The 24,176-nt window shown below is 66.0% G+C and carries 20 protein-coding genes and 3 pseudogenes; 16 read left to right on the top strand and 7 right to left on the bottom strand.

Translation table 11 applies throughout. The features are described from left to right. Positions 1-965 precede the first annotated feature (965 nt). Positions 966-1,535 (top strand): ankyrin repeat domain-containing protein, encoded by a 570-nt coding sequence (locus ACGLHR_RS29430; RefSeq protein WP_400097982.1) that lies wholly within the window; start codon positions 966-968, stop codon positions 1,533-1,535. 133 nt (positions 1,536-1,668) lie between these two features. Here the strand turns inward: ACGLHR_RS29430 and ACGLHR_RS29425 are convergent, their stop codons facing one another. From ACGLHR_RS29425 to ACGLHR_RS29410, 4 genes and pseudogenes are all read right to left on the bottom strand, one after another. Further along, positions 1,669-1,992, bottom strand: a complete 324-nt coding sequence (locus tag ACGLHR_RS29425; RefSeq protein ID WP_400097980.1) for an H-NS histone family protein — start codon at positions 1,990-1,992, stop codon at positions 1,669-1,671. Positions 1,993-2,436: 444 nt separating this feature from the next. Further along, positions 2,437-2,568 (bottom strand): annotated as a pseudogene (locus ACGLHR_RS29420) (IS5/IS1182 family transposase); the annotation flags it as partial. Positions 2,569-2,943: 375 nt separating this feature from the next. Next, a complete protein-coding gene (locus ACGLHR_RS29415) occupies positions 2,944-3,585 on the bottom strand; it encodes a DsbA family protein (protein ID WP_400097978.1) in 642 nt (213 codons plus the stop codon). A gap of 58 nt (positions 3,586-3,643) precedes the next feature. Then, complete coding sequence (locus ACGLHR_RS29410) at positions 3,644-4,294, bottom strand: DsbA family oxidoreductase (protein WP_400097976.1); 651 nt, start codon at positions 4,292-4,294, stop codon at positions 3,644-3,646. 227 nt (positions 4,295-4,521) lie between these two features. Here ACGLHR_RS29410 and ACGLHR_RS29405 point away from each other — a divergent pair, with 227 nt between their 5' ends. From ACGLHR_RS29405 to ACGLHR_RS29350, 12 genes and pseudogenes are all read left to right on the top strand, one after another. Continuing rightward, a complete protein-coding gene (locus ACGLHR_RS29405; RefSeq protein WP_400097974.1) occupies positions 4,522-5,679 on the top strand; it encodes an FAD binding domain-containing protein in 1,158 nt (385 codons plus the stop codon). A gap of 153 nt (positions 5,680-5,832) precedes the next feature. Continuing rightward, positions 5,833-6,321, top strand: a complete 489-nt coding sequence (locus tag ACGLHR_RS29400) for a VOC family protein (RefSeq protein WP_400097972.1) — start codon at positions 5,833-5,835, stop codon at positions 6,319-6,321. 2 nt (positions 6,322-6,323) lie between these two features. Then, positions 6,324-7,547, top strand: a complete 1,224-nt coding sequence (locus tag ACGLHR_RS29395) for an FAD binding domain-containing protein (RefSeq protein WP_400097970.1) — start codon at positions 6,324-6,326, stop codon at positions 7,545-7,547. Positions 7,548-7,595: 48 nt separating this feature from the next. Next, the gene (locus ACGLHR_RS29390; RefSeq protein ID WP_267602488.1) at positions 7,596-7,958 is read left to right on the top strand and encodes a DUF485 domain-containing protein; all 363 of its coding nucleotides are present in this window, start codon (positions 7,596-7,598) and stop codon (positions 7,956-7,958) included. Beyond that, complete coding sequence (gene actP / locus ACGLHR_RS29385; protein ID WP_400097968.1) at positions 7,955-9,604, top strand: cation/acetate symporter ActP; 1,650 nt, start codon at positions 7,955-7,957, stop codon at positions 9,602-9,604. The genes ACGLHR_RS29390 and actP overlap by 4 nt, the downstream gene beginning before the upstream one ends. Before the next feature lie 121 nt (positions 9,605-9,725). Beyond that, positions 9,726-10,409: a TetR/AcrR family transcriptional regulator gene (locus tag ACGLHR_RS29380; RefSeq protein WP_400097967.1), complete on the top strand. Its 684-nt coding sequence runs from the start codon at positions 9,726-9,728 to the stop codon at positions 10,407-10,409. 39 nt (positions 10,410-10,448) lie between these two features. Next, entirely contained in the window at positions 10,449-11,372 is a 924-nt protein-coding gene (locus tag ACGLHR_RS29375; protein WP_400097965.1) for a LysR family transcriptional regulator, read from the top strand. Positions 11,373-11,548: 176 nt separating this feature from the next. Beyond that, positions 11,549-12,559: pseudogene (locus tag ACGLHR_RS29370) on the top strand (alkene reductase); the annotation flags it as partial. Next, positions 12,531-13,199: pseudogene (locus tag ACGLHR_RS29365) on the top strand (c-type cytochrome); the annotation flags it as partial. The pseudogenes ACGLHR_RS29370 and ACGLHR_RS29365, both read left to right, overlap by 29 nt. Then, the gene (locus tag ACGLHR_RS29360) at positions 13,196-13,705 is read left to right on the top strand and encodes a (2Fe-2S)-binding protein (protein WP_400097963.1); all 510 of its coding nucleotides are present in this window, start codon (positions 13,196-13,198) and stop codon (positions 13,703-13,705) included. The pseudogene ACGLHR_RS29365 and the gene ACGLHR_RS29360, both read left to right, overlap by 4 nt. Next, on the top strand, positions 13,702-15,966 hold the full coding sequence (locus tag ACGLHR_RS29355) for a molybdopterin cofactor-binding domain-containing protein (RefSeq protein WP_400097961.1): 2,265 nt from the start codon (positions 13,702-13,704) through the stop codon (positions 15,964-15,966). Before ACGLHR_RS29360 ends, ACGLHR_RS29355 begins: the two co-directional genes overlap by 4 nt. Positions 15,967-16,024: 58 nt before the next feature. Beyond that, complete coding sequence (locus ACGLHR_RS29350; protein ID WP_400097984.1) at positions 16,025-17,188, top strand: FAD binding domain-containing protein; 1,164 nt, start codon at positions 16,025-16,027, stop codon at positions 17,186-17,188. An 18-nt stretch (positions 17,189-17,206) separates the two neighbouring features. Here the strand turns inward: ACGLHR_RS29350 and ACGLHR_RS29345 are convergent, their stop codons facing one another. Beyond that, positions 17,207-17,893, bottom strand: a complete 687-nt coding sequence (locus ACGLHR_RS29345; RefSeq protein WP_400097959.1) for a hydrolase — start codon at positions 17,891-17,893, stop codon at positions 17,207-17,209. 552 nt (positions 17,894-18,445) lie between these two features. On the opposite strand from ACGLHR_RS29345, the gene ACGLHR_RS29340 reads away from it, so the two are divergent. Next, complete coding sequence (locus ACGLHR_RS29340; RefSeq protein ID WP_400097957.1) at positions 18,446-18,901, top strand: DUF3331 domain-containing protein; 456 nt, start codon at positions 18,446-18,448, stop codon at positions 18,899-18,901. Positions 18,902-19,090: 189 nt separating this feature from the next. Here the strand turns inward: ACGLHR_RS29340 and ACGLHR_RS29335 are convergent, their stop codons facing one another. Then, positions 19,091-21,433, bottom strand: coding sequence for a penicillin-binding protein 1A (locus tag ACGLHR_RS29335; protein ID WP_400097955.1), 2,343 nt, complete (start codon positions 21,431-21,433; stop codon positions 19,091-19,093). A gap of 231 nt (positions 21,434-21,664) precedes the next feature. After that, positions 21,665-22,594 carry a LysR family transcriptional regulator gene (locus ACGLHR_RS29330; RefSeq protein WP_400097953.1) on the bottom strand — a complete coding sequence of 310 codons (930 nt, stop codon included), beginning with the start codon at positions 22,592-22,594 and terminating at the stop codon, positions 21,665-21,667. A 150-nt stretch (positions 22,595-22,744) separates the two neighbouring features. On the opposite strand from ACGLHR_RS29330, the gene ACGLHR_RS29325 reads away from it, so the two are divergent. Continuing rightward, positions 22,745-23,329: an NADPH-dependent FMN reductase gene (locus tag ACGLHR_RS29325; protein WP_267602460.1), complete on the top strand. Its 585-nt coding sequence runs from the start codon at positions 22,745-22,747 to the stop codon at positions 23,327-23,329. Then, positions 23,326-24,171, top strand: coding sequence for a pirin family protein (locus ACGLHR_RS29320; protein WP_400097950.1), 846 nt, complete (start codon positions 23,326-23,328; stop codon positions 24,169-24,171). Before ACGLHR_RS29325 ends, ACGLHR_RS29320 begins: the two co-directional genes overlap by 4 nt. The last annotated feature ends 5 nt before the right edge of the window (positions 24,172-24,176 follow it).

Below are 24,176 nucleotides of genomic sequence, written 5' to 3'. Positions count from 1 at the left end.
CGGATATGGCACCCCTCATCCGGGCGCCAGAGGGACTTCAACCCTCCTGAACAACGCGCTGCTCAGCGCACACTACGGACGTCTCCGCCCCTGTGCCCCGCATCGGTACTCTCATCCTTGCGGAGGCCTTCCGCTTGGATTTCTCCCTTCGCATCGGGACGACAGGTTCCCAAGTTCCTTACTGAAGCCTGAGTCAAAGTCACGCCGCCTTTATGCCGGATGCCGAGTGGGCCGTCAGCAGGCATCGCCCAAACTTGTCCCGGAGCATGAAAGCCCCCCGGTTTTGACATCGATTATCACGATTACGACACGTCATCAGCGGTTCACTCACGTTCGTCTCTTTGACTCCCACCTGCCGGGGTTTCCCCCCGACTTTTCCAACAACGCTCACCACGAGGGCTCTTTACCCACGCAGCTTGTGGCGGTTTGAAGCCGGCTCCTGCAAGCCGACTTCGAGGGGCCGTCCCTCATCTTCAGTAAAGCATCGCGAACATCGATTTGCTGATGCTCGCGTTCTTGGCACACCATTCACGTTCGTGAAATAACCCGCTTCCCCCACGCCCGGAAAAATCGCGGTTTAGTTCTGCTGCACGGTGGGCGGACAGGACGACGTTCGCCACCGCGTGGTATGGGATTCGGCACCACCTGCGCCGATTTGCACAGCGAGGACGCTGCACGGCACGAAGCCACACAGGTGCGTCAGTGAAGGATGGGCGTCCCCCTGATGCTGAGAGCCCGTCCGGCCCCCTCCCCAGGCAGGTAGCTTGTGCTGCCAAACCCCGGTTTAAGGTTGGGGTAGGAATCCTGGCGATTAATTGCATTTTTGTGATCAAAGGATGCTCGCCATGGACCATCACCCACCGTGCCCACGTGAGCAGCCAAGCGAAATCGCCGCGTTGATCCTCGCCCCGAGGCTCCCTCCCGAAAGCTACAATGGTGCCAGATCAGGCGACATGAAATGAAGAATGAAGAAGCCAGACATCGAGCGATGCGTGGGATACCGGCGGTTCGTGAAGATCCATGCGGCCTTCTGCACCGGCGACCTCGACGCGCTGCGGGCGGCGGTTGATGATCCGGCATGCATTCCCAACGGACCCATGCCGCCGGGGATTGGGGCTTGCCTGGAGTACGCGATCTACCATAGCCCGCTGTCCCTTATCCGCACCCTGCTCGAGATCGGGGCGGATCCCCGGCCGGTGGATCACGCGGGCTTTCCACCGCTGATTGCGGCGCTTTCATGTAGTCTCGCCCGGCCAGGCGCACCCGCACGAACGGATGTGATCGAGGTGCTCAGGCTGCTGCTGGCCTTCGGCGCCGATCCTGCGCAGCGCGGCATCAACGACTACAGCGCACTGCACATGGCCGTGAGCGTGCGCAATTTGCCTGCGGTAGAGATGCTGCTGGCGGCTGGTGCGGACGCAGCTAGCCGGACGCGCATCGACGACTGCGAAACCCCACGCGAGATGGCCGAGGCAATGGGGTTGTCCGGGATCTCACAGTTGCTGGCTGCCCATGAAGTGAGCGAACGGCTGTAGCGCAGCTCAACCATCGACCCGCACCGAGCACTGTCACCCTCGCCCACCATGCAAGTCATCAAATGGGATGCCACCGCGGCGGCGTCCCGCTCGTTTCCGGCTCACCGCTATCACCCGACCATGGTGAACAGGCTCATGCCTCTGCAATCAGAAACTTGTCGCGATTCTTCCCTAGCCACGCCGGTGCCCGACCACGGCCGGTCCAGGTGGCACCAGTCTTGGCGTCCATATACTTTGGCGGCAGCGAGGCCTTCTCTTTCGCCGCAGCCTTAGGCTTGTCACTAGCCGCCGGGCGTCCACGGCGTCGTTTCGGCACCAAGTCATCGACGGTGAGTTCATACTCTGCCATCAAAGCCTGGATTTTCTCAATGACTCCAGCGACCTCGCTTTGACGAACTTCGGCGAGCTGGGTTTCCAGCTTTTCCTTTTCTGCCAGCAATTGCTTGTAGGTAGCCATCTCGGTCTCCGTCTATAGATAACAGTTCAATTATCCTACAGCACTTCGCCATATTTTCACTAACTCTGTGAATCTAGCCCGCCCGGATGATCTTAGCCGGAACAGAGATAGCTTCTGTGAATACATCCCCCTCCCGGCCTATTCTTCCCCGTCAGGAAAGGCGCGCTAGCAGCTGAGTGGGTGAATTCAGCGCGAGCTATCATGTGCAGGATGGATCATGCGCAAACAAGTTATTCGCCGATGCTTGGCTGCCCCGAGCTGAATTTGCCGACTCGAAGCCTACAAGGGCTCCGGCTATGACCGTGGCACCGGGGGGAATTGCCCAATGCCACTGCCATTGCTGGCTTCCCACAAGCCGAATGGTCGGGGACTGGGTCTTGAAGAAGCCATCGCACGTATTGCATCGGCTGGAAGTCAACCGGCACCGGGTGGTTTGAAGCCCGCTCCTGCAAACGTGCGCATCGCGATGCCGTCGTACAGCGCATCTTCCAGTGCTTCGTCCGACAGTCGTTGGCGACGGGTCACGCGCTTCTTGCCGTCGCTTTCCGCTTCCGCAAAACTGATCTGTCGCTTCATCTCTGATTCATCGCTCGGGCACACACATGACAACGCTTACGAGCCACTCAACGATGACTGCCGCACTGATTAAATCAGCCTTTGCCTAGACAAGCCATGTCAGGGCCAAATAGTAATGTCGTACTTGAGCCAAATAGAAATGTCGTACCCGTGAGCTAACGCGAGCATGCTGGCGCTCTATCCGCTTGGATTGGCGAGCCGGACATGCCGAAGCCCGAGATGGTGACCATAGCTTTTGCTCGCCAGGCAGGCTCCAAATTAGAACAGTGAGCATAAGTGCACACCTGCGCCATCCATGTTGAAACATCGACGATGGCGTCTGCCAGCCGTTTCCAGGGCCTCATTTCCGACATATTTTTGCACCGAAGCACGCGCTCATTGTGCCAAAACCTCTCCCATTGCCTTCTTGAACTGCTCCGGCTTCCCGAAATACTGCCCCAGACGCAGCCTCGAGATCTTGCCGCCCTGCTCGATGGCCAGCGCCGGGTAACCACGGCCGCCTATCTCCTCGAGTAGCGCCTGCGTCCGCTCGAAGTGGTCAGGCAGCGTCAAACTCGCCTTGTCGTAGGCGTTTGCGAACGACGCTGCATCGAGCCCCAGTTCGTCGGCAATCTGGATCAGTTCCTTGCGCTCGGCGATCGGGCGTCCTTCGCGGTAGTACGCAGCCTGAAGGCGTTCGAGCATCTTCAGCCCGGCGCCGGCGATGCATTCGGCGGCCAGCATCGCCGCGGTGGGCGGGCCGGAATCCAGCCTGACGTCGTAGTCGAACTGCGTGCCCTGCTGGTACGTCTCGCTGAATGGCTGCCCGCTGAGCGCGGTGATGCGCTCCTCGTGAGGGCGAACGAAATCCCGCCATTCGGCGGACATGTTCTGCGCCCGATCTCCCGCCAGCATGCCGCCGCTGTGCGGCACCACCCTCAGGCCGGCTTCGTCGGCCGCCGACACGAGCGGCGCAAGACCGTAGCACCATCCGCAAATCGGGTCGTAGACGTAATGTAAGGTCGCTTGCTTGTTCATTTTGTGTTCTCCAGGTTCTTTGCGGCAGCCGCCCGGTGCGCGTGCTGCGCGCTCGCTATCAAAGGGCTTCGCCGACTGCCGCCTGCAACGCCTTCTCCATGATCGAAGGCGGCTGCGCCCCAGCGATGGCGGTACTGCCGATCCGGATCGTGGGCACGGAGCGGACGCCGTCGCGCTGCGCCTTCGCTTGTGCCGCCACGACCTCCGCTTCGCCGTCGGTGCCCGACAGGTGGCTGCGCACGGCTTGTGCATCGAAGCCGGCCGATACGGCCAGCGGCACGAGCACACCGACCCGGCCGATGTGCTCCCCGCGGGAAAAGTACGCAGCGAAGATGGCATCGAACAACGCCTCCGCCATGGCTGCGTCGCCGGTCTGTTGGGCGAATGCCATCAGCCGGTGCGCAAGCCGGGTATTGGGCGTGACCGTGATCAGGTCATAGTTGAAATCCAGCCCGGTGCGCCGGCCCATCATCGCCACCTCTGCGTCCATGGCCTGCGAGCGGGCCCAGTTGCCGAACTTCGCGGTGCGATAGGCCTTGCGATCGGCGCCTTCCAGCGGCATGCCCGGGTTGAGTTCATAGGGCACATAAGAAATCGTGGGAGCGGCCTCGGTCGGCATGCGCTCAATGGCGGCCTTCAGGTTGCGATGGCCGATCCAGCACCACGGGCAAATGAAGTCATAGGTGATCTGGGTGTCGACGGGTTTCATGACGGTTCCTTGCGTAAGTGATGGAGCCAGCGTAGATGGCGGGCCGCACCGGCGCAATGGCATGCCAGCGCAAACCTGCGTTGCCGGCCGCGCAACGCCAGGTTTGCGGGGCGAAGGCGCCCTCCCCGTTGCCGCCCACGCAAAACTGCTTTGCCCCCGCCATGCATTCTCTCTGGGCCTGGACGCTTCTACGATGCAGTCCATCCACTCGCACTCTGGAGCCACACATGAACACCAATGACGCATCCTCCGTCGGCCCGCGCAAGGCCCTGGTCATAGGCGGCTCGCTGGGCGGCCTGTTCACCGCCACCGCGCTGCGCACCGTGGGCTGGCAGGTCGACGTGTTCGAGCGTTCGGCATCGGACCTCGACAGCCGTGGCGGCGGCATTGTGTTGCAGCCGGAGGTGCTGCGGGCGTTCTCGTTCGCCGGCATCGCGGCGCACGGAGCGCTGGGTGTGCGCTCGCACGACCGGCTGTTCCTGGACCACGGCGGCCACGTGCTCCACCGCCAGCGCATGCCGCAGACACAGACCTCGTGGAACGCGCTGTATGCCGCCTTGCTGGATCATTTCCCGGCGGCGCACTATCACCGCGGCGCGGCGCTCACCGCTATCGCGCAGCACGAGCACGGCGTTTGCGCCACCTTCGCCGATGGACGCCAGGCGTGCGGTGAGTTGCTGGTCGGTGCCGACGGCGCCGGATCCACGGTGCGCAGGATCGTGCTGCCCGGCGTCGCCCCCAGCTATGCCGGCTATGTCGTCTGGCGTGGCCTGGTCGACGAAGGCCGTCTGCCCGAAGCGGCCAGGCCACTGCTGCACGAGAACTTCGTGTTCCAGCAAGACCACGACTCGATGATGCTGCAGTACATGGTGCCCGGTGCCGACGGCGCTACGGCGTCCGGACGGCGCCGCTTCAACTGGCTGTGGTACCTGAAGGCCGAGCCCGGCGTGGCGCTCGATGCCGTGCTCACCGATCGCAACGGAAAACGCCGCAGCCATTCGATCCCGCCGGGCATGCTGTCGACTGAGCAGGAGAGCTGGTTTCGCCAGACCGCCGCCGCGCGCGCCAACCCCGCGTTCCGCGCGCTGATCGACAACACCGGTCAGATCTTCGTCCAGGCCATCCAGGACCTGCAGGTGCCGCGCATGGTGTTCGGCCGCGTACTGCTGACCGGCGATGCCGCCTTCATTCCCCGTCCCCATACCGCCGGCAGCACCGCCAAGGCCGCGGCCAATGCCGTGGCGCTGGCCAAGGCGCTCGACGGCACGGCCGACCCGGACCAGGCGCTACAGATCTGGCAGCAGGGCGAACACGCGCAAGGCGAACAGATGACCCAGTGGGGCATCCGCATGGGTAACCGCATCATGGGGATCGCACTGCACTAAGGAGCAGAGCTGCGCTGCGCAGAAGTGGCGCAGCCGGCACGCACTACACCGATCAGGGTAAGTACTCCCCTTGCCCGCTCTTGGCCGTTCCATCCAATCGTTCTACAATTTATCAAACGATCACTAATCGATCGATCAATAACAGAGGCAACCATGGCAATCCGCAAGCTCGCGCACTTCTCGATCCGCACCACGGACCTCGAGCAATCCTGCGCCTTCTATGAACGCATTCTCGGCTTCAAGCAAGGCTATCGCCCGCCTTTCGATTTCCCCGGCGCATGGCTGTACATGGGCGGGGACGAAAGTGACTTCGGTACGGTCCACATCATCGGTGTCGACCCCGACAACCCTGACGGGCTATCCGCCTACCTCGGCGACCGCGCCCCCTCGGCGGCGGGCACCGGCACCATCGACCACATCGCGTTCCTGGCCACCGGCGTGGCGCAGATGTGGGCAAGGCTGGCAGCCGAGGGCATCCCGTGGCGCGACCGCACCGTCCCCAGCCTGGGCCTGCACCAAGTATTCATCGAGGACCCTTCCGGCGTCACCATCGAACTGAACTACCCCGCCGCCGAGGTGGCGGGCCTTGAAATCCCGGGCAACGGCGCGCGCGCGCCCCTCCCCGCAGTGGCAGGAGACTGACTATGACAACCCTATCTACACGGCCGAAGGCCATCATCGTGGGCGGCTCGCTGGGCGGGCTGTTCGCGGCCAACCTGCTCGCCCGCGGCGGGTGGGAGGTGGAGGTATGCGAGCGTGTTCCCGAAGCCCTTGCCGGGCGCGGCGCGGGCATCGTCACACATCCGGAATTGTTCGAGGCCCTGGCCGCCGCCGGGGTCGAGGTGGACGACTCCATCGGCGTGCAGGTGAAGTCCCGGCTGACGCTGGGCCAGGACGGCAGCATCCTGTCCCAGCGTGAGCTGCCGCAAACGCTGACGGCATGGGGCAAGATGTACCACGTGCTGCGGTCCGCCTTCACCGGGGGCACGTACCGCACGGGCGCCAATGTGGTGTCAGTGCGCAGCGAGCCCGGTCACGCCGTGGTGATGCTGGACGACGGCTCGGTCCATCACGCCGATCTTGTGGTCGCCGCGGACGGCTTCCGCTCCGCGTTGCGCGAGTGCCTGTTGCCCGAGGCCCGGCTCCAGTACGCAGGGTACATCGCCTGGCGCGGCCTGGTGGACGAAACGAGCCTGAGCGAAGCCACGCGCGACATGCTGTTCGAGAAGTTCGCCTTCTGCCTGCCGCCGCGCGAGCAGATCCTCGGCTACCCGGTGGCGGGCCAGGGCAACAGCACCCGGGTTGGCGAGCGCCGCTACAATTTCGTGTGGTACCGCGCCACCAGCGAAGACGTGGACCTGCCCGACCTGCTGACCGACGCCAGCGGCAAGCGCTGGTCCGGCGGCATCCCGCCGGGGTTGATCCGCCCGGACGTGCTGGCGAGCATGGAGGAAGCCGCGCTGGCCAACCTGGCGCCCCAGTTCGGCGAGGTGGTGACCAAGGCCGCGCAGCCGCTGTTCCAGCCCATCTTCGACCTCGAGGTGCCGAGCATGGCCTTCGGCCGCGTGGCGCTGCTCGGCGACGCCGCCTTCGTGGCACGCCCGCACTGCGGCATGGGCGTGACCAAGGCCGCGGGCGACGCCATCTCGCTGGTCAAGGCCTTGCAAGCGCATGACAGCGTCAGTGCCGCACTGGAAAGCTACAGTGCCGAGCGCGTGCAGGTGGGCGCGGCCATCGTCCAGCACGCGCGCCACCTCGGCGCCTATATGCAGGCGCAGCTCAAGAACGAGACCGATCGTCAGATGGCCGAGCGCTATCGCACGCCGGAAGCCGTGATGCGCGAGACGGCGGTGTCGACGCGCTTCTGAGCGCGCCGCCGCCCCCCGCCAGACCAACCGCCCCCAACGGAGACAACCTTGGAACACACCGCCCCCACCTTTGCCGCAGCCGCCCGCGAAAGCGCCGCGCTCGCCGCGCCCCCACCGAATCCCCTGCTCGCCGATCCGGCATTCCAGTCCCTGGTGCGCGCGCGGCGCAGGTTCGCGTGGGCCCTGACCGCCATCATGCTGGCGGTGTACTTCGGCTACATCCTCACGCTCGCCTTCCGGCCCGCGCTGCTGGGCCGCCAGCTGACCCTGGGCCAGCCCATGAGCGTGGGCATTCCCGTGGGCTTCGGCATGTTCGCGCTGACCTTCCTGCTGGTGGCGGTGTACGTGCATCGCACCAACACCGTGTACGACCAGCGCATCGGCGAGCTCAAGCAAGGGGCAGCAAAATGAAACGAACCGCCATTTTCTCCATCTCCGCCACTGCCGCAGCCCTGCTGCTTGCGGCCTTGCCAGCGTCCGCGGCACAGAGCTCGGTGGGCCAGGGCATGAACGTCATCGCCATCGCCATGTTCCTGGTGTTCGTCGCCGCCACGCTGGTGGTCACGCGCTGGGCCGCCAGGAGCAACCACAGCGTGGCCGACCACTATGCAGCAGGTGGCAAGATCACCGCACTGCAGAACGGCTGGGCCATTGCCGGCGACTACATGTCGGCGGCCTCCCTGCTGGGCATCTCCGCGCTGGTCTTCACCAGCGGCTACGACGGCCTGATCTACTCCATCGGCTTTCTCGCCAGCTGGCCGATCATCCTGTTCCTGATCGCCGAGCCGCTGCGCAACCTGGGCCGCTTCACGCTGGCGGACGTGGTCTCCTACCGCCTCCAGCAGCGCCCGATCCGCGCGTTCTCCGCGTCCAGCTCCATCGTCATCGTGCTGCTGTACCTGGTATCGCAGATGGTGGGGGCCGGCAAGCTGGTGGAGCTGCTGTTCGGCTTCAGCTACACGGCGGCGGTCGTGCTGGTCGGCGTGCTGATGGTGGTCTATGTGTTCTTCGGCGGCATGCTGGCCACCACCTGGATCCAGATCATCAAGGCGGTGCTGCTGCTCGCGGGCGCCGCTTTCATGGCGTTCATGGTCATGAGCCGCTTCGGCTTCAGCCTGAATGCGTTGTTCGCGCAGGCCATCGAGGCCCACGGCAAGCACGCGGCCATCATGAGCCCGGGCGGGCTCGTCTCCGACCCAGTCTCGGCGGTATCGCTCGGCCTGGCGCTGATCTTCGGCACCGCCGGCTTGCCGCATATCCTGATGCGCTTCTTCACCGTCGGCGACGTCAAGGCGGCACGCAAGAGCATCCTGTATGCCACCGGCATCGTCGGCCTCGGCTACGCGCTGATCATCATCATCGGCTTCGGCACCATCGCGCTGGTGGCCAGCGAGCCGGCCTACCACACGCCTTCCGGCGCAGTGATCGGCGGCGTCAACATGGTGGCCGTGCACCTGGCCCATGCCGTCGGCGGAAACCTCTTCCTCGGCTTCATCTGCGCTGTGGCGTTCTCGACCATCCTGGCCGTGGTGGCGGGGCTGACGCTGGCCGGCTCCTCCGCCATCTCGCACGACCTCTATGCCAAGGTCCTGCGCCAGGTCAGCGCCACCGACAAGGAGGAGATGCGTGTCTCCCGGATGACCACACTGGTGCTCGGCGTGCTGTCCATCCTGCTAGGCATCCTGTTCGAGAAGCAGACCATTGCCTTTATCGTCAGCCTGACCTTTTCGATCGCCGCCAGCTCGAACTTCCCGGTGCTGCTGCTGTCGATCTACTGGCGCGGACTGACCACGCGGGGCGCCGTGGTGGGCGGCTCTCTCGGGCTGCTGACCGCGGTGGTGCTGACGGTGCTGAGCCCGACAGTGTGGGTGCAGGTGCTCGGCCATGCGAGCGCCATCTACCCCTACGAATATCCGGCGCTGTTCTCCATGCTGGTGGCCTTTGCCGGCATCTACGTGTTCTCGGTCACCGATCGGTCTGCGCGCGGTGCGCGTGAACGCGGCGCCTTCAACAATCAGCTGGTCGATTGCGAGCTCGGGCTGGTCAAGCCACGGTAGGTCCCGTGCCCTGTGCTGCCGGCCGCACTGCCGGCAGCCCGGCCGCGTCTCGCAATTTATCACCCGATTGGTACAATGCCGCAAGCGCCCCGCAAGGGACGTGCCTGTCACAGGTGATCGAATGAAACGAGACGCAACGCCGCCGGAGCCCGCTGCCCCGGCCAAGACCGCAAAACGGCTGCTCCCCGAAGAACGGGAGCAGCAGATCGTGCAGAAGGCCATCGAACACTTCACGCGCAACGGATTCTCCGGCAGCACGCGCGATCTCGCCAAGCAGATTGGCGTCACCCAGCCCTTGCTGTACCGCTACTTCTCCAGCAAGGAGGCGCTGATCGATCGGGTCTACAGCGAAGTGTTCCAATGGCGGCCCGACTGGGAACGCCAGATCGCCGATCGCGCCACGCCGCTGACCGAACGTCTGTATGCGTTCTACCTCGACTATGCCTCCGTGATCCTGCGCGAGGAATGGATCCGGGTCTTCATCTTTGCCGGCCTCACGCGGGAAGGCATCAACAACAAGTACCTCAACAAGCTGCGCAGCAAGGTCTTCCTGCCCGTGCTGGCCGAGGTGCGCGCCGCGTACGGCATCCCAGAGCCGCGCAATGCGGCCGAGCTGGACGCCGAGGTCGAGATGATCTGGGGCCTGCACGCGGCCATCTTCTATCTCGGCGTGCGCAAATGGGTCTATGGCCTCAAGGTGCCCGCGGACATCGGCGCCGTGATCCGCCGCAAGGTGGACATGTTTCTCCACGGCGCGCCTGCTGTCATGCGTTCCCTGCGCGCGCCCGACAAGCCTGGCAACTGAGCCCCTGCAGGGACACCCCTTACCGCTGGAGTCTTACCTATGGACAAGCTGCTGGCATTGAAGCTGTTCGTCGAGACGGTCGACGCCAAGGGGTTCTCCTCCGCCGCGCGCCGGGTCAACCTGGCCACGTCATCGGTGACCCGCATGATGGACAGCCTGGAGGAGGCGCTGGGCACCGTGCTGCTGAACCGGTCGACGCGGCAGGTGACGGTGTCCGAAGCCGGCGCTGCCTATTACCAGCGGGCGCGCAAGATCCTCGACGCGGTGGCGGAAGCCGATGCGCTTATCGCCGACCGCGGCGATACACCTGTGGGCCAGCTTCGCGTGTCGCTGCCAGTGGCGTTCGGGCGCCGCTGCATCGCGCCGTTCCTCGGCAGCCTGATCGCGCAGTATCCGAAGCTGGAACTGGAGGTAACGCTGACCGACGAGATTGTCGACCTGCTCGGCGAACGCATCGATCTATCCATCCGCCTGGGCAGCGCCGCGACGCTCGACGAGGTGGTGGCGCGTCAGATCGGCACGTTCCGGCGCAGGTTGGTGGCGAGCCCGGGCTATCTGCAGCAGTACGGCATCCCCACCGCACCTGCGGAGCTGGCCGGGCACGCGTGCCTGCGCTTCACTTACGGCGCGGGCCAGCAGGTGTGGACCTTGCTGCGCGGCACCGAGGAGATCCAGGTGCCCGTTCCGGGCACCTTCAAGAGCAACAACGCCGAAGTGCTGCGCGAACTGGCGCTGGCCGACGGCGGCATCGCACTGCTGCCCGACTGGCTGGTCGACGACGATATCCAGGGCGGGCGGCTGACCGCCCTCCTGGAAGACTGGACCGTCAACCCCAACCGCGCCAGCTCGGCAATCACCGCGCTCTACCTGCCCAACCAGCGCGGCTCGCGGCGCATCGCCGCCTTCCTCGACTTTCTCTCGCGGATTCCCGGCCCGACCGGCCGGAACGAAGCGGGCAGCTGACTCCCCCTTCCCCCTTCCCCCTTGCCGCCAGCGCAACGCAACGTTGCGCGGCGGCCCGATTCTCCGGCGATGGGTTGGCGACTAACCTTCAGGTCATCTCTTCCGAGACAGCCAGCGCGGCGCGAGGTCAAGCCTGCTGCCGCCGACCGACCCATCGCACCTGACGGAGAACCACCGTGACCCACCATCTCTTCACCTCCATTCGCCTCGGCAACCATACCCTGCCGCATCGCGTTGCCATGGCGCCGCTGACGCGCTCGCGCGCCGGCCAGCCCGGCAACGTGCCCACCGACATGAATGTCGAGTACTACCGGCAGCGTGCCGGCGCGGCGCTGATCGTCACCGAAGCCACGCAGATCTCGCAGCAGGGCCAGGGCTACGCCTGGACACCGGGCATCCATAGCGCGGCGCAAATCCAGGGATGGCAGGCCGTCAGCGACGCCGTGCACGCCCAGGGCGGCATCATCTTCATGCAGCTGTGGCACGTCGGCCGCGTTTCGCACCCCGTGTTCCAGCCCGGCGGCGCGCTGCCAGTGGCGCCCAGCGCCCTGCCGGTCCCCGGCAAGACCTTCATTATCGACGCGCATGGCAACGGCGCCTGGGGCGACGTGCCGGTGCCGCAGGCGCTGACCCTCGACGGCATCCACGACATCGTGTCCGACTACCGGCACGCCGCCCGCAACGCCATGGCCGCCGGCATGGACGGCGTGGAGATCCACGCCGGCAACGGCTACCTGCTCGACCAGTTCATCAACTCCAACAGCAACCAGCGCGACGACGCCTACGGCGGCAGCATCGAGAACAGGGCACGGCTGCTGCTGGAGGTGGTGGACGCGATCGCGGCGGAGGTCGGGCCCGCGCGCGTTGCCGTGCGGCTGACGCCCATGGGGCGCTTCATGGGCATGGGAGATGCATCGCCCGAAGAGACCTTCGGCTACATCGTGCGCCAGCTCGATACCCGGGGCCTGGCGTACCTGCACCTGGTCGAGCCGGCCATGGTCGGCACCGTCAAGGAGGAGCACGCCGATCCCCGCTGGGACGCGATCATCCAGCAACTGCGCGCGGCCTACCACGGCGTGCTGATGCTGGCGGGCGGCTATGGCCGCGACACCGCCGAGCACGCGCTCGCCAGCGGCCGCGCCGACATCATCGCCTTCGGCCGCCCGTTCATCGCCGCTCAACCCGATCGGCGGCGAGAAGCCGGGCCACGCCTTCGACGGCGGCGTGGTGGACAACTGGGAAGCGCCGCCGCTGAATCGCCTGGCGGGAGGGCCTGTGCCCTGGACCAAGGCGCAGCTAGCTACTTACCTGCGCACCGGCATGTCCGCGGCGCATGGCGCGGCAGCCGGGCCGATGCTGCCAGTCACGCTCGAACTGGCCACGGTGCCGGAGGCGGACGTCGATGCCATTGCGACCTACCTGATGTCGCTGCAGAAGCCGGCACCCGCGCCCGCCGTGGTACCGGTCTCGGCGGCCGTGGCCGACCAGTCCGCCATCGCGCGCGGCGCGACGCTCTTCACCGGGGCGTGCGCCACCTGCCACGGCACCGGTTCGCCGATGCAGAGCGTGGGTGCCCGCCCCAGCCTCGCCACCAGTTCCGCGGTCAACGCGAGCACGCCGCGCAACGCCATCCAGATGATGCTGCAGGGCGTGGCGTGGAACGGCGAGGACGCCATTCACTACATGCCTGCGTTCGCGCAGGCCTTCGACGACCAGCAGCTTGCCGACCTGGCGGCCTACCTGCGCGCCACCTACTCCCGGCAGCCGCCATGGACCGGCGTGCAGGACACCATGGCTAACCTCAGGAAAGGGGACGAAGCGAGATGATCAAGCTCACCGTCAACGGCGCGAGCCACCAGCTGGACATCGATCCGTCCATGCCGCTGCTCTACGCCCTGCGCGACGAACTGCACCTGCACGGCGCCAAGTTCGGCTGCGGCCTGGGCCAGTGCGGCGCCTGCACCGTCATCGTCGGCGACCGCCTGGTGTTTTCGTGCCTGATGCCGGTGGCATCGATCGGCACCCGGCCGGTGCGCACCATCGAGAGCCTGGGCACCGCCGACAGCCCGGGTCCCTTGCAGAAGGCGTTCATCGACCACCAGGCGGCGCAGTGCGGCTACTGCATCGCCGGCATGATCATGCGCGCGCAGGCCCTGCTGGAGGTCAACGCGCATCCCACCGAGGCCGAGCTGCGCGCGCACATGGAACCCAACCTGTGCCGGTGCGGCACCCATATGCGCATCCTGGCGGCCATCCGCGCCGTGGCCGGCACGCCCGGCGCCGTGCGCCCGGGCGGGGTCAAGGCCGAGGGCAACAAGGAGGGGGCGCGATGAGCGGCCATGACGACCACATCGACCCGGGCCGCCGCGCCTTCCTGGTCTCGGGCTCGCTGGTGGTGGGCTTCACGCTGCTGCCGGGCCGCAAGGCCATCGCGCAGATGGTGCTGGCCGACGAGGGCGCGGCCGTGCAGGTCGCGCGGCAGTACCAGGCGCTGGCGGGCAGCCTGAAGACCAACCCCTATCTCGACGCCTGGATCAGGATCGCACCCGACAACCAGGTCACGGTGTACACCGGCAAGGTCGAGCTGGGCACCGGTGTGCGCACCGCGCTGCTGCAGGTGGCGGCCGAAGAACTGCAGATGGCGCCCGCGCTGATCACCTTCCTGAGCGCCGATACCGGCCGTTCGCCGGACGAAGGGCTGACCGCCGGCAGCCACACCATGGCCGACAGCGGCAGCGCCCTGCTCAACGCAGCGGCCCAGGTGCGCGGGCTGCTGACAGAAGCGGCCGCGCGGCAGTTGCGTGTCGATGCGGCGTCGCTGTCGGTCGGCAACGCACGCATCACCGCCCCCGACGGGCGCTCGCTCTCGTTCGGCGAACTGCTGCCCGCGGTGAACCTGCACCGCGCGGCGACGCCCGCCTCGCCGCTGCGCGACCCGAAGTCGTTCTCCGTGATCGGCACGCCGATGCCTCGGCCGGACATTCCCGGCAAGGTCACCGGCAAGCCGAGCTATGTCCAGGACCTGGCCATGCCGGGCATGGTGCATGCGCGCGTGGTGCTGCCGCCTGCCTATGACGCCGCCCTGCTGTCGGTCGACGAGACCGCGGTCAAGTCCATGCCCGGCGTGATCGCCGTCGTGCGCGACGGCAACCTGCTCGCCGTGGTGGCAAGGGGGGAATGGCAGGCGGTGCGGGCACAGCGCGCGCTCGGCGCCGCCTGCCGCTGGGGCAAGGGGCGCGCGCTGCCCCGCCCCGCCGACGTGATCGCGCAGCTCAAGCAGATCTCCACGCAGCGCATCGAGATCGCCAATACCGGGGGCGCTGTGCCGGCAGGCGCCAGGACGCTGACCGCCACCTACTCCAAGGATTACCTGATGCACGGATCGATCGACCCCTCGTGCGCCGTCGCGCAGATGCAGGACGGTGTGCTGACCGTATGGACCCACTCCCAAGGCGTCTACCCGCTGCGCGACGGCCTGGCCGAGATGCTGTCGATGCCCAAGGACAAGCTGCGCTGCATCCACGTGGAAGGCTCGGGCTGCTACGGGCACAACGGCGCCGACGACGCCGCTGCGCACGCCGCCTATCTGGCCCGCGCCCTGCCCGGGCAGCCGGTGCGCGTGCAATGGATGCGCGACCAGGAGAACCTGTGGGACCACTTCACGCCGGCCATGGTCACCGAGGTCAAGGCCTCGCTCGATGCCAGTGGCCATATCGTCGACTGGGACTACGCGCTGTGGAGCAGCTCGCATAACGAGCGCGTGGTCAACGCGGGCCGGCTGCTGCCCGCCACGCAGCTGGCCAGGCCCTTCGTTCCCGCGCCCTCGGTCCCGATGCTGCAGCCCGAGGGCGGCGGCGACCGCAACGCGATTCCACTCTACAAGCTCCCGGCCTCGCGCATCGTCAACCACTTCTCGCCGACCATGCCGCTGCGCACCTCGGCGATGCGCTCGCTGGGCGCGCACATGAACGTATTCTCGATCGAGAGCTTCATGGACGAACTGGCCGCCGTGGCCAACACCGACCCCGTCGCCTTCCGGCTGCGGCATCTGGAAGACCCGCGTGCGCGCGACGTGATCCAGCTTGCCGCCGCCAGGTTCGGCTGGCCCCGGCGCGGCCGCAAGCCCGGCCGCGGCGTCGGCTTCGCGTTCGCCAGGTACAAGAACCTGATGGGCTATATGGCGATCGCGCTGGAGATCTCGGTGGTGCGCGACACGGGCCTGGTGCGTCTCGAGCATGCGGAGGTGGCCGTCGATTGCGGGCAGATCGTCAATCCGGATGGCGTTCGCAACCAGATCGAGGGCGGCATCCTGCAGGCCGCGAGCTGGACGCTGTACGAGCAGCTGCGCTTTGACACCGGCGGCATCGGCAGCTTCGATTGGAGCGCCTATCCGATCATGCGCTTCTCCGCCGTGCCCACCACCATCAACGTGCACCTGATCGACCGCCCGGGCACGCCGTTCCTGGGCGTTGCCGAAGCGGCGATGGGGCCCACCGCGGGCGCCATCGGCAATGCCCTGTTCGATGCTACGGCCAAGCGCCTGCGCGACATGCCGCTGGGCGGCGAGCGGCTGCGCAGGGAAATCGCGCCGTAGCGCGCAGCGTGCCATGTCCCGGGCGCTAACCGGTGCCCGGCCCCTGAACCTCAACGCCATGACCATCATGCCCACCATGCCCACGTCCAGACCTTACCGCGCCATCGTGATCGGCGGCTCGCTCGGCGGGCTCTTTACCGCCATCTGCCTGCGCGCCATCGGCTGGAATGTCGATGTCTTCGAGCGCTCGCCGCAGCAACTCGACAGCCGCGGCGGCGGGCTCGTGCTGCAGCCTGGCGTGCTCGACGCGCTGGACTTCGCCGGGGTCGCGCACCCGCCAGAGTTCGGCGTGCCGTCGAAGGACCGCATCTTCCTGGACCGCGAGGGTGTGGTTCGCCGCATCTACATGCCGCAGACACAGATCGCCTGGAACGGACTCTATGCCCTGATGAAAGGCGCGCTCGATCGGGGCATGATCCATGCCGGCGAGGAACTGGTCGCACTGGCCCACGAGGCCGATCATATGACGGCCCGCTTTGCCTCCGGCCGCACCGAGCGCGCGGATCTGCTGATCGGCGCCGACGGACCGTTGTCCACGGTGCGGCAGGCGTTGCTGCCCGGCGATGCGCCCGCCTATGCCGGCTATGTCGCCTGGCGCGGCGTGCTGCCCGAGGCTGCGCTGGGCACGCAGGCCAAGTCGCTGCTGGTCGATGCCTTTGCCTTCCAGGACGGCCCGGGACACCAGATGCTGACTTACCTGATTCCCGGCGAGGACGGGTCGGTCCTGCGCAACGAACGGCGCCTGAACTGGGTCTGGTACCGCGCGCTGCCCGCCGGAGGACCGCTGGCGGCGGTGCTGCTGGACCGCCATGGCCGCCAGCACACGCATTCGCTGCCCCCGGGGGCGGTCAAGGACGCCGATGCCCGGGCGCTGCGGCATGACGCGGCGGACAGCCTCGCGCCCGTGTTCGCGGCACTGGTCGCATCGACCCCTGATCCCTTCCTGCAACTGATCCAGGACTACGCGGCGCCGCGCATGCGCTTCGGCCGCGCCGTGCTGCTCGGCGACGCCGCCTTCGTGGCGCGTCCGCATACCGGCGCAGGCGCGGGCAAGGCGGCAGCCAATGCCGTGGCCCTGGCGCGCGCGCTGCAGGCCACCGGGAACCGCATTGACGACGCGCTCGCGCTATGGGATCGAAGCCAGTGGGCCGCGGACAAGCGCCTGGCCCAGTGGGGCATCGCGCTGGGCAGGCGCATCATGGGCGTGGTGCAGCCTGCCTAGCCGGGTCGGCAACGCGGCTCAGCGCGCCGGCACCGGCGCGAGCGACGCGTGGGGCGTGGCGGTGCGCTGCGCGGCCTTGTGCACCATGGTGTAGGCGTAGTCCACGCCCATGCCGTAGGCGCCCGAGTGTTCCTTGACCAGTTTCATCACCGCGTCGTAGGTGTCGCGGTGGGCCCAGTCGCGCTGCCATTCGAGCAGCACTTGCTGCCAGGTCACCGGCACCACGCCCGCCTGCACCATGCGCTGCATGGCGTAGTCGTGCGCTTCCTTGCTGGTGCCGCCGGAGGCATCGGCCACCATGTAGATCTCGTAGTCGCTGTCGTGCATCGCGGACAGCGCGAAGGTGGTGTTGCAGACCTCGGTCCACAGACCGGCCACGATGATCTTCTTGCGGCCGTTGGCGGCCAGCGCGTCGCGCACCTTCTGGTCGTCCCACGAGTTCATCGAGGTGCGTTCCAGCGTCGACTGGTCGGGGAACATGTCAAGCAACTCGGGGTAGGTATAGCCCGAGAAGGAGTCCGACTCGACCGTGGTGATGGTGGTCGGGATGCCGAAGATCCGGGCGGCCTTGGCCAGGCCCACCACGTTGTTCTTCATCGCCTGGCGGTCCATCGACTGCACGCCGAAGGCCATCTGCGGCTGGTGGTCGATGAAGATCAGCTGGCTGTTTTGCGGGGTCAGCACTTCGAGTTTCGGATTGGACATGATCTGCGCTCTCTCATTGAAATTGGTTGAACTTCATGGGGCAGGGTTTTTTGTGTCCGTGTCGTCCATGGACTGAACTATACGAGAGCAACCCACGTGTGAGCCAATCAATTCATGGATGCATTATTCAAATATTTTGACGATTGATTCTCCCCAAAGAAACGGAGACGGCCCTCGCAGGCAACGGCCTTCTTCCCATCTGCAGCGGGCGCCTCCTACGTTCGTATAGCTCTGCCATCTCAATGCAGTACCGCGACTGCACGGATGGACAACTGCGTGCGGCGTGGGGCGCGTCATAAGATGTCTTCACGGCCGGCGTCCGCACGCCAGCCCTCATCCGCGCGACAGGGTCCGGCTGCCCCCCCCCGCGCGCCTCCCCTTCCAGCGGAGCCGCCATGAGCAAGAACGAAAGCCTGTTGCAGGAACGCCAATGGCGCTGCGCGCCCCGGCGCGGCGAGTCAAGACCGGCAAGGCTGCAAAGGCCGGCTGAGCTGAGCCCCCGACCGTGACTCTGCCCACGACCCCGCACGTTTCCATCATCCGGAGCTGACCATGCCAGCGCACCCGAATCCCGCCACATCATCCACACCACACGCACGGGCGGACCGCCCCGACCCGTGGGGCAGCACCATCGGGCTGCTCCACGCGCGCCAAGCCTTCCAGCTGTGCGCCGATGGCGCCTGGCCCGATGAGGAAGAACCGCAAGACCGCCGGCACACCGCCATCGTCAGCGTGGTGGAGCGGCCCAGTTCCACGTTGGCGGTGATCAGCTGGCGCGATCCCACCCATTGCCGCTACGGCGACCAGATCTGGACTGCGGTATCGGCGCGCGAGGATGGGGTGTGCGCCCTCAGCGGCCTCCCCATCGCCAAGGGCCAGGCCGTCTATCGCCCGCGCCCCTGCCGGCCGCCGGCGCGCAACGCCTATGCCATGATCCTCGCGTCTGCGCTACATGCAGCGTGCGGGACCGCCGACGCCGCCCGCAGCGAGGATGCCTGGGCGGCATGAGGCAGGCAAGGGGTCGCCGCCAGATGCACGTGCGGGCCGCCCCGTGCAAATCAACAAGGGCCGGCCGCGGCGAGTCATCGAAACGGAAATGCCCTGAGGTCGAAGAATGAACCTGCGCGTTCCGGGGGCCAAGGCCCCGGCTCCCATGGTGCCATGAGCGCATGCCTGGCTGACTACGTTTTCTGGCACTTACTGCTCCGCCGGCGCACCTTCCGGTTGAGCCTCGCCATTTTCGATGGCGGTCGGCTCCATCGGCGGGACATTTTCTTCGAAGAAGTAATCAAGCCGCCCCGACAGGTCCGTTTCCGGCACCTGTAACCCGGTTGCCGGATTGATCCGCACCGTCACGACCCCGTCAGGGGCGGTTAGCTGACGTTCAGGGCTGTTCTCCAGTGCCGCTTTCATGAAATCCATCCAGATCGGCAGCGCTGCGCGGGCGCCCACCTCGCCCTTTCCCAGCGACCGAGGCTGGTCGAAGCCGATCCATGTGATCGTCAGTCGGTCGGACGAATACCCGTCGAACCACGCGTCAATAAAGTCATCGGTGGTGCCGGTCTTACCCGCCAGATCGCCACGCCCCAGCTGTTTGGCCGCCGCCCCCGTGCCATACTCGACGACGTCATGAAGCATGCTGGTCATCATGAACGCGTTCCTGGCATCGATCACCCGCGGCGCGCCGTCGGCGGCAGTCAGCGGGTGAGCCTGAAACAGGACATTGCCGCTTGAATCGGTCATGCGGTCGATCAAGTACGGGCGGATCAGGTAGCCTCCGTTAGCAAACGTCGCATACGCGACGGCCATTTGCAGCGGCGTGAAGGATCCCACGCCAAGCACCATCGACGGATACGGAGGGATCTCACTGAGCGGAAAGCCGAAGCGGGTCACGTATTGCCTCGCGTATGGCACACCAATCTGTTCGATCACCCTCGCTGCCACGACATTGCGCGACTCGGCGAGCGCGTATCGAATCGAGATCGGACCGAGGTAATTCCGCTCATAATCAACCGGCGCCCAGGCCTTCTGTCCCGGCCCGGATGGAGGCACGACAAATGGACTGTCGTCGACCATGGTCGCTGGCATCAACCCTTTTTCCAGCGCGGCAGAATAGATAAAAGGTTTGAAACTGGACCCGGGTTGTCGCCGCGCCTGCGTCACGTGATCGTAGGATTCGAGCCTGAAATCGAAGCCGCCCTGCAATGCCGTGATAGCTCCAGTGGCCGGGTCGATAGACACCAGCGCAGCTTGCGCCTGTGGAATCTCGGCAAGCCGCCATGTCCCATTGTCCAGGCGCTCAAGTCGAACCAGCGATCCGATCTGCAACCGCGCAGCCAGCGGCATTGCGCGACCCTTGCCGAGCGTGGCTCGTCCCATGGGCCCGATGGAAAATCGCCCTGTGCTACCGTCGGCGAACATCACGCTTGCCGCACCACTGTGCACGCTCAGCACTACTGCCGGCACCAGTCCGCCCAAGGATGGTAGCCCGCTCAATGCCTGCATCACCACTGCCTTGACCTGTACGGGATCACGCGGCAGGTCAAGGTTGCGCTCCGGACCGCGATAGCCATGCCGCATATCGTAGGCCACCAACCCACGCGCGACCGCCTGGTACGCGCGCGCCTGATCCGCGTCATGTAGCGTCGTATAGACGTTGAGCCCGATCTGGTAGGCTGCGTCGCCATACTGCTGCACCATGATCCGGCGCACGTCCTCTGCAACGTACGCGGCGTTCACGCGATATCGCGCGCGCGCCTCCCGGAGATGGATCGGCTCCGCAATGGCCTGCTGGAACTGGTCCGGCGCAAGAACGCCCAACGCGAGCATCCGGCCAAGTACATAGCGCTGACGGGCGATCGCTGCTGCAAAGTTGACCACGGGATTGTCACGTGAAGGCGCTTTGGTCAGGCCGGCCAGCAGCGCCGCCTGCGCAACACTCAACTGATTCAGGGGCATACCGAAGTAGACATCGGCCGCAGCGGCGAATCCGTATGCGCCTTCCCCGAGATAGATCTGATTGACGTATCTCTCGAGAATCTGCTCCTTGCTCAAGGTCCGTTCGATCTTGACCGCCAGGAGCGCCTCGGCAAACTTCCGTTCGAAGCTCTTCTCGGGTGACAGGTAGACGCTGCGCGCCAGTTGCATCGTCAACGTGCTCGCGCCCTGCCGTTTTTCCCAGCTCGACAGGTCGGCGAGCGCGGCACGGACAATGCTCGGGTAGTCGATCCCGTGGTGCTGATAAAAGCGATCATCCTCCGCGGCGACAATTGCGGCTCGAAGCGATTGCGGGACGTCGGAAAACGCGACGACCACGCGCCGCTCCTTGCCAAACTCACCAATGAGCGTGCCTTGCGCAGTGAATACCCGAAGCGGCAGCGCAGGACGGTAGTCCGTCAAATCGTCAAGCGCGGGGAGTCTTGAGTATTCCAGCACGGCAGCCAGCAGAACGACCAGCACGCCAATCACCACCAGGCAACAGGGCGTTGCCAGCAGCCACAAAATCCCACGCAAAATCCGGGCGCTTCGGCTTTGATTCATGACGCTATCCAGCACCTACCAATGTATCAGCGCTTTACCCAGACCTGCAACTGCACAAAGAGGCACAATCATCAAAGGAGGCGCGCGGCGAGACCCCCTGCGAATTGGCCTGGTCGATCCGCACTGACATTGCTATTTAGCCTGCCCATCGACACCTAAAAACAGCCTGGACAAGCCATGTGTAGAGGCCAAATGTAAAGGCCAAATCAGAATGCCCGGTTCCAGCCAGGCTCAAATGTCCGAGTTTGATGGCGTAGGCTCGAGGGTTTCCAACGCCTCCAGCTTTTCCTTCATCCACTCGATAAACGCCGATACCGCGGTCGGCAGGTGCCGCCGGCTCGGGTACAGGACGCTGAGGCCATGGCTGGTCTGCTGGTACGCCGGTAGCACTGGCACCAGCAGACCGGCCTGCACATCGAGCGTGGCCATCGACGGCGGCAAGAGTGCGATGCCGAGTCCGGCCAGCGCGGCTTTGCGCAGTGCCTGTGCGGTGTTGCCGCTAAAGCGGCCGCTGACCTGCACTTCCTCTTCGGTCCCATCGGGGCCGACGAGGCGCCAGCTGGCGTGGCCGCTGACGTGCCCGGCGGTCACGCAGTCGTGGTTTGCCAGGTCTTGCAGCGAGCCAGGCGCGCCGCGCGCGGCAAGGTAGGCCGGGCTGGCCACCAGCCCGTCGCTGCGCTCGCCCAGGAGCTGGCGGCCGATATAGCCCGAGTCCGGCAACTGGCCACCGCGAAATGCGATGTCTATCTGCTCGGCAATCAGGTCGGCCTTGGCGTCGCTTAGCACGAAATCGAGCCGGACCTGCGGATACACGGCCAAAAACTCGGCGATCCATGCCATCGGGAAGAACTCGAAGAAATCGGCTGGCGCCGCTACGCGCACCGGCCCACTGGGTTCCTGGCCGCCTGACGCCAGCGCCTGGCTGGCTTCGACCAGCCCGTCGACCGCGCCTGCGCAGCGCTCGTGGAAGACCTGGCCCGCATTGGTCAACGTGAGCTTGCGCGTGGACCGTTGCATCAGCCGTGTGTCGAGTTGGGCTTCGAGTTGCTGGACGCGCCGGCTCACGGTGTTGGCAGGCAATCCCAGCCGCCGCGCGGCCTCGGCAAAGCTGCCGTAGCGCACCACCTGCACAAACAGCGCGATGTCGTTCAGGTCAACCATGGCAGGCAATTCCTTCTAAAAATGGATGAGTGCACTCCTATTGTGCCATCTACTCAAGCAATGCAGGCACTTCCATAATCTGACCAACGGTCGGTAGGTCGACCGCTTACACCTTCCCATCGTCACCCCGCCCCTCTTCCAGGAGTAGCCATGACATCACATCAACTCCGCATCGGCATCATCGTCGGCTCCACCCGCGAAGGCCGTTTCGGCGATAAGCCCGCACGCTGGATCCACGAGATCGCCCGCCAGCGCTCCAATCTCGACGTGGAGCTGATCGACCTGCGCGATCATCCCCTGCCCTTCTTCGACGAGCCAATGTCGCCAGCATGGGCGCCGGTGAAGAACGAGGCGGCGCTGCGCTGGGCCGACAAACTGGCAACGCTGGATGGCCTGATCGTAGTCACGCCCGAATACAACCATGGCCCCAGCGCGGTGCTCAAGAACGCATTCGACTACGCCTACCAGGAATTCGGCCGCAAGCCGATCGGCTTCGTGGGCTACGGCGGCGTAGGGGCGGCGCGGGCCGTGGAGCAGATGCGCCTGGTGGCGATTGAAATGCAGATGGCACCGGTGCGCAACGCCGTGCATATCGGCATGGTCGAGTTCCTCGGCATCTGGCAGCAGGGCAAGCGTTTCGAAGACTTCCCCCACCTGGCGCAGGCAGCCGACGGACTGCTCGACGACATCGCCTGGTGGGCCAAGGCGCTCAAGACTGCAAGAGAGGCCGCATGAACGCTCTCGCCGGCAGGCCGCGCGCCATTGTCCATCGCACGCACGGCAACACGCACGGACCGATCACGCGGCTTATGAGTCCGGGCGACCTGGGCCAGCGTCTCAAGCCGTTCGTGTTCCTCGATCGCTTCAGTTTGCAGGCGAGGGCCGGCCAGGCCTTCGGCATGCATCCCCACTCGGGGATCGCCACGCTGACCTACTTGACCGAAGGCGACACGCTGTATGAAGACTCGACTGGCCAATACGGTGTGTTGCCCGCCGGCGGCGTCGAATGGATGCGGGCTGGCGGCGGTGTCTGGCACACCGGGGCGCTTGCGCCCGGGGTGACGCACGTGCATGGCTTCCAGCTCTGGGTGGCCTTACCGGCCGCGGAGGAAAATGCCCCGGCCCATAGTCTCTACCTTGCGCCGTCACAGGTGCCGCAAGAGGGACCGGCGCGCGTCCTGCTCGGCCGCTACGGTGCGGCCCAAAGTGCCATCCCGGCACCGGCGCCAATCAACTATCTGGCGGTGCGCCTGCAAGACGGCGAGCGCTGGATTTACCAGCCGCCGGTTGGCCATACGGTGGGTTGGGTCGCGGTGGACGCCGGTCGGCTCGACGCGGGCGACAGCGGTGGCCCCATCGGTACCGTCGAACTCGCGGTGTTCGAAGAATCCGAAGGCGCGATCGGCCTCGTCGCCCGCGGCGAGACCGCGTTTGTCCTGGGCTCGGCCGTCAAGCATCCCTACGAACTGGTGACAGGCTACTACTCCGTGCACACGAGCCCGGCGGCTCTTGCGCGGGGAGAGGCCGAGATCCGGCGCATCGGCGCGGGCCTGCGGGAAAGGGGGCAGCGGGCCTAGCAGCC

This window comes from Cupriavidus sp. CuC1 (assembly GCF_044627735.1).
Taxonomy (GTDB): domain Bacteria; phylum Pseudomonadota; class Gammaproteobacteria; order Burkholderiales; family Burkholderiaceae; genus Cupriavidus; species Cupriavidus ulmosensis.
The sequence above is the reverse complement of the archived record's forward strand: the minus strand, read 5'-3'. Positions and strand labels throughout refer to the sequence as shown.

What these genes read in the sequence shown, in the direction of transcription:
- ACGLHR_RS29430 (WP_400097982.1), top strand. Translation starts at nt 966, where the DNA reads ATGAAGAAGCCAGACATCGAGCGATGCGTGGGATACCGGCGGTTCGTG.
- ACGLHR_RS29425 (WP_400097980.1), bottom strand. Translation starts at nt 1,992, where the DNA reads ATGGCTACCTACAAGCAATTGCTGGCAGAAAAGGAAAAGCTGGAAACC.
- ACGLHR_RS29415 (WP_400097978.1), bottom strand. Translation starts at nt 3,585, where the DNA reads ATGAACAAGCAAGCGACCTTACATTACGTCTACGACCCGATTTGCGGA.
- ACGLHR_RS29410 (WP_400097976.1), bottom strand. Translation starts at nt 4,294, where the DNA reads ATGAAACCCGTCGACACCCAGATCACCTATGACTTCATTTGCCCGTGG.
- ACGLHR_RS29405 (WP_400097974.1), top strand. Translation starts at nt 4,522, where the DNA reads ATGAACACCAATGACGCATCCTCCGTCGGCCCGCGCAAGGCCCTGGTC.
- ACGLHR_RS29400 (WP_400097972.1), top strand. Translation starts at nt 5,833, where the DNA reads ATGGCAATCCGCAAGCTCGCGCACTTCTCGATCCGCACCACGGACCTC.
- ACGLHR_RS29395 (WP_400097970.1), top strand. Translation starts at nt 6,324, where the DNA reads ATGACAACCCTATCTACACGGCCGAAGGCCATCATCGTGGGCGGCTCG.
- actP (WP_400097968.1), top strand. Translation starts at nt 7,955, where the DNA reads ATGAAACGAACCGCCATTTTCTCCATCTCCGCCACTGCCGCAGCCCTG.
- ACGLHR_RS29380 (WP_400097967.1), top strand. Translation starts at nt 9,726, where the DNA reads ATGAAACGAGACGCAACGCCGCCGGAGCCCGCTGCCCCGGCCAAGACC.
- ACGLHR_RS29375 (WP_400097965.1), top strand. Translation starts at nt 10,449, where the DNA reads ATGGACAAGCTGCTGGCATTGAAGCTGTTCGTCGAGACGGTCGACGCC.
- ACGLHR_RS29360 (WP_400097963.1), top strand. Translation starts at nt 13,196, where the DNA reads ATGATCAAGCTCACCGTCAACGGCGCGAGCCACCAGCTGGACATCGAT.
- ACGLHR_RS29355 (WP_400097961.1), top strand. Translation starts at nt 13,702, where the DNA reads ATGAGCGGCCATGACGACCACATCGACCCGGGCCGCCGCGCCTTCCTG.
- ACGLHR_RS29350 (WP_400097984.1), top strand. Translation starts at nt 16,025, where the DNA reads ATGACCATCATGCCCACCATGCCCACGTCCAGACCTTACCGCGCCATC.
- ACGLHR_RS29345 (WP_400097959.1), bottom strand. Translation starts at nt 17,893, where the DNA reads ATGTCCAATCCGAAACTCGAAGTGCTGACCCCGCAAAACAGCCAGCTG.
- ACGLHR_RS29340 (WP_400097957.1), top strand. Translation starts at nt 18,446, where the DNA reads ATGCCAGCGCACCCGAATCCCGCCACATCATCCACACCACACGCACGG.
- ACGLHR_RS29335 (WP_400097955.1), bottom strand. Translation starts at nt 21,433, where the DNA reads ATGAATCAAAGCCGAAGCGCCCGGATTTTGCGTGGGATTTTGTGGCTG.
- ACGLHR_RS29330 (WP_400097953.1), bottom strand. Translation starts at nt 22,594, where the DNA reads ATGGTTGACCTGAACGACATCGCGCTGTTTGTGCAGGTGGTGCGCTAC.
- ACGLHR_RS29325 (WP_267602460.1), top strand. Translation starts at nt 22,745, where the DNA reads ATGACATCACATCAACTCCGCATCGGCATCATCGTCGGCTCCACCCGC.
- ACGLHR_RS29320 (WP_400097950.1), top strand. Translation starts at nt 23,326, where the DNA reads ATGAACGCTCTCGCCGGCAGGCCGCGCGCCATTGTCCATCGCACGCAC.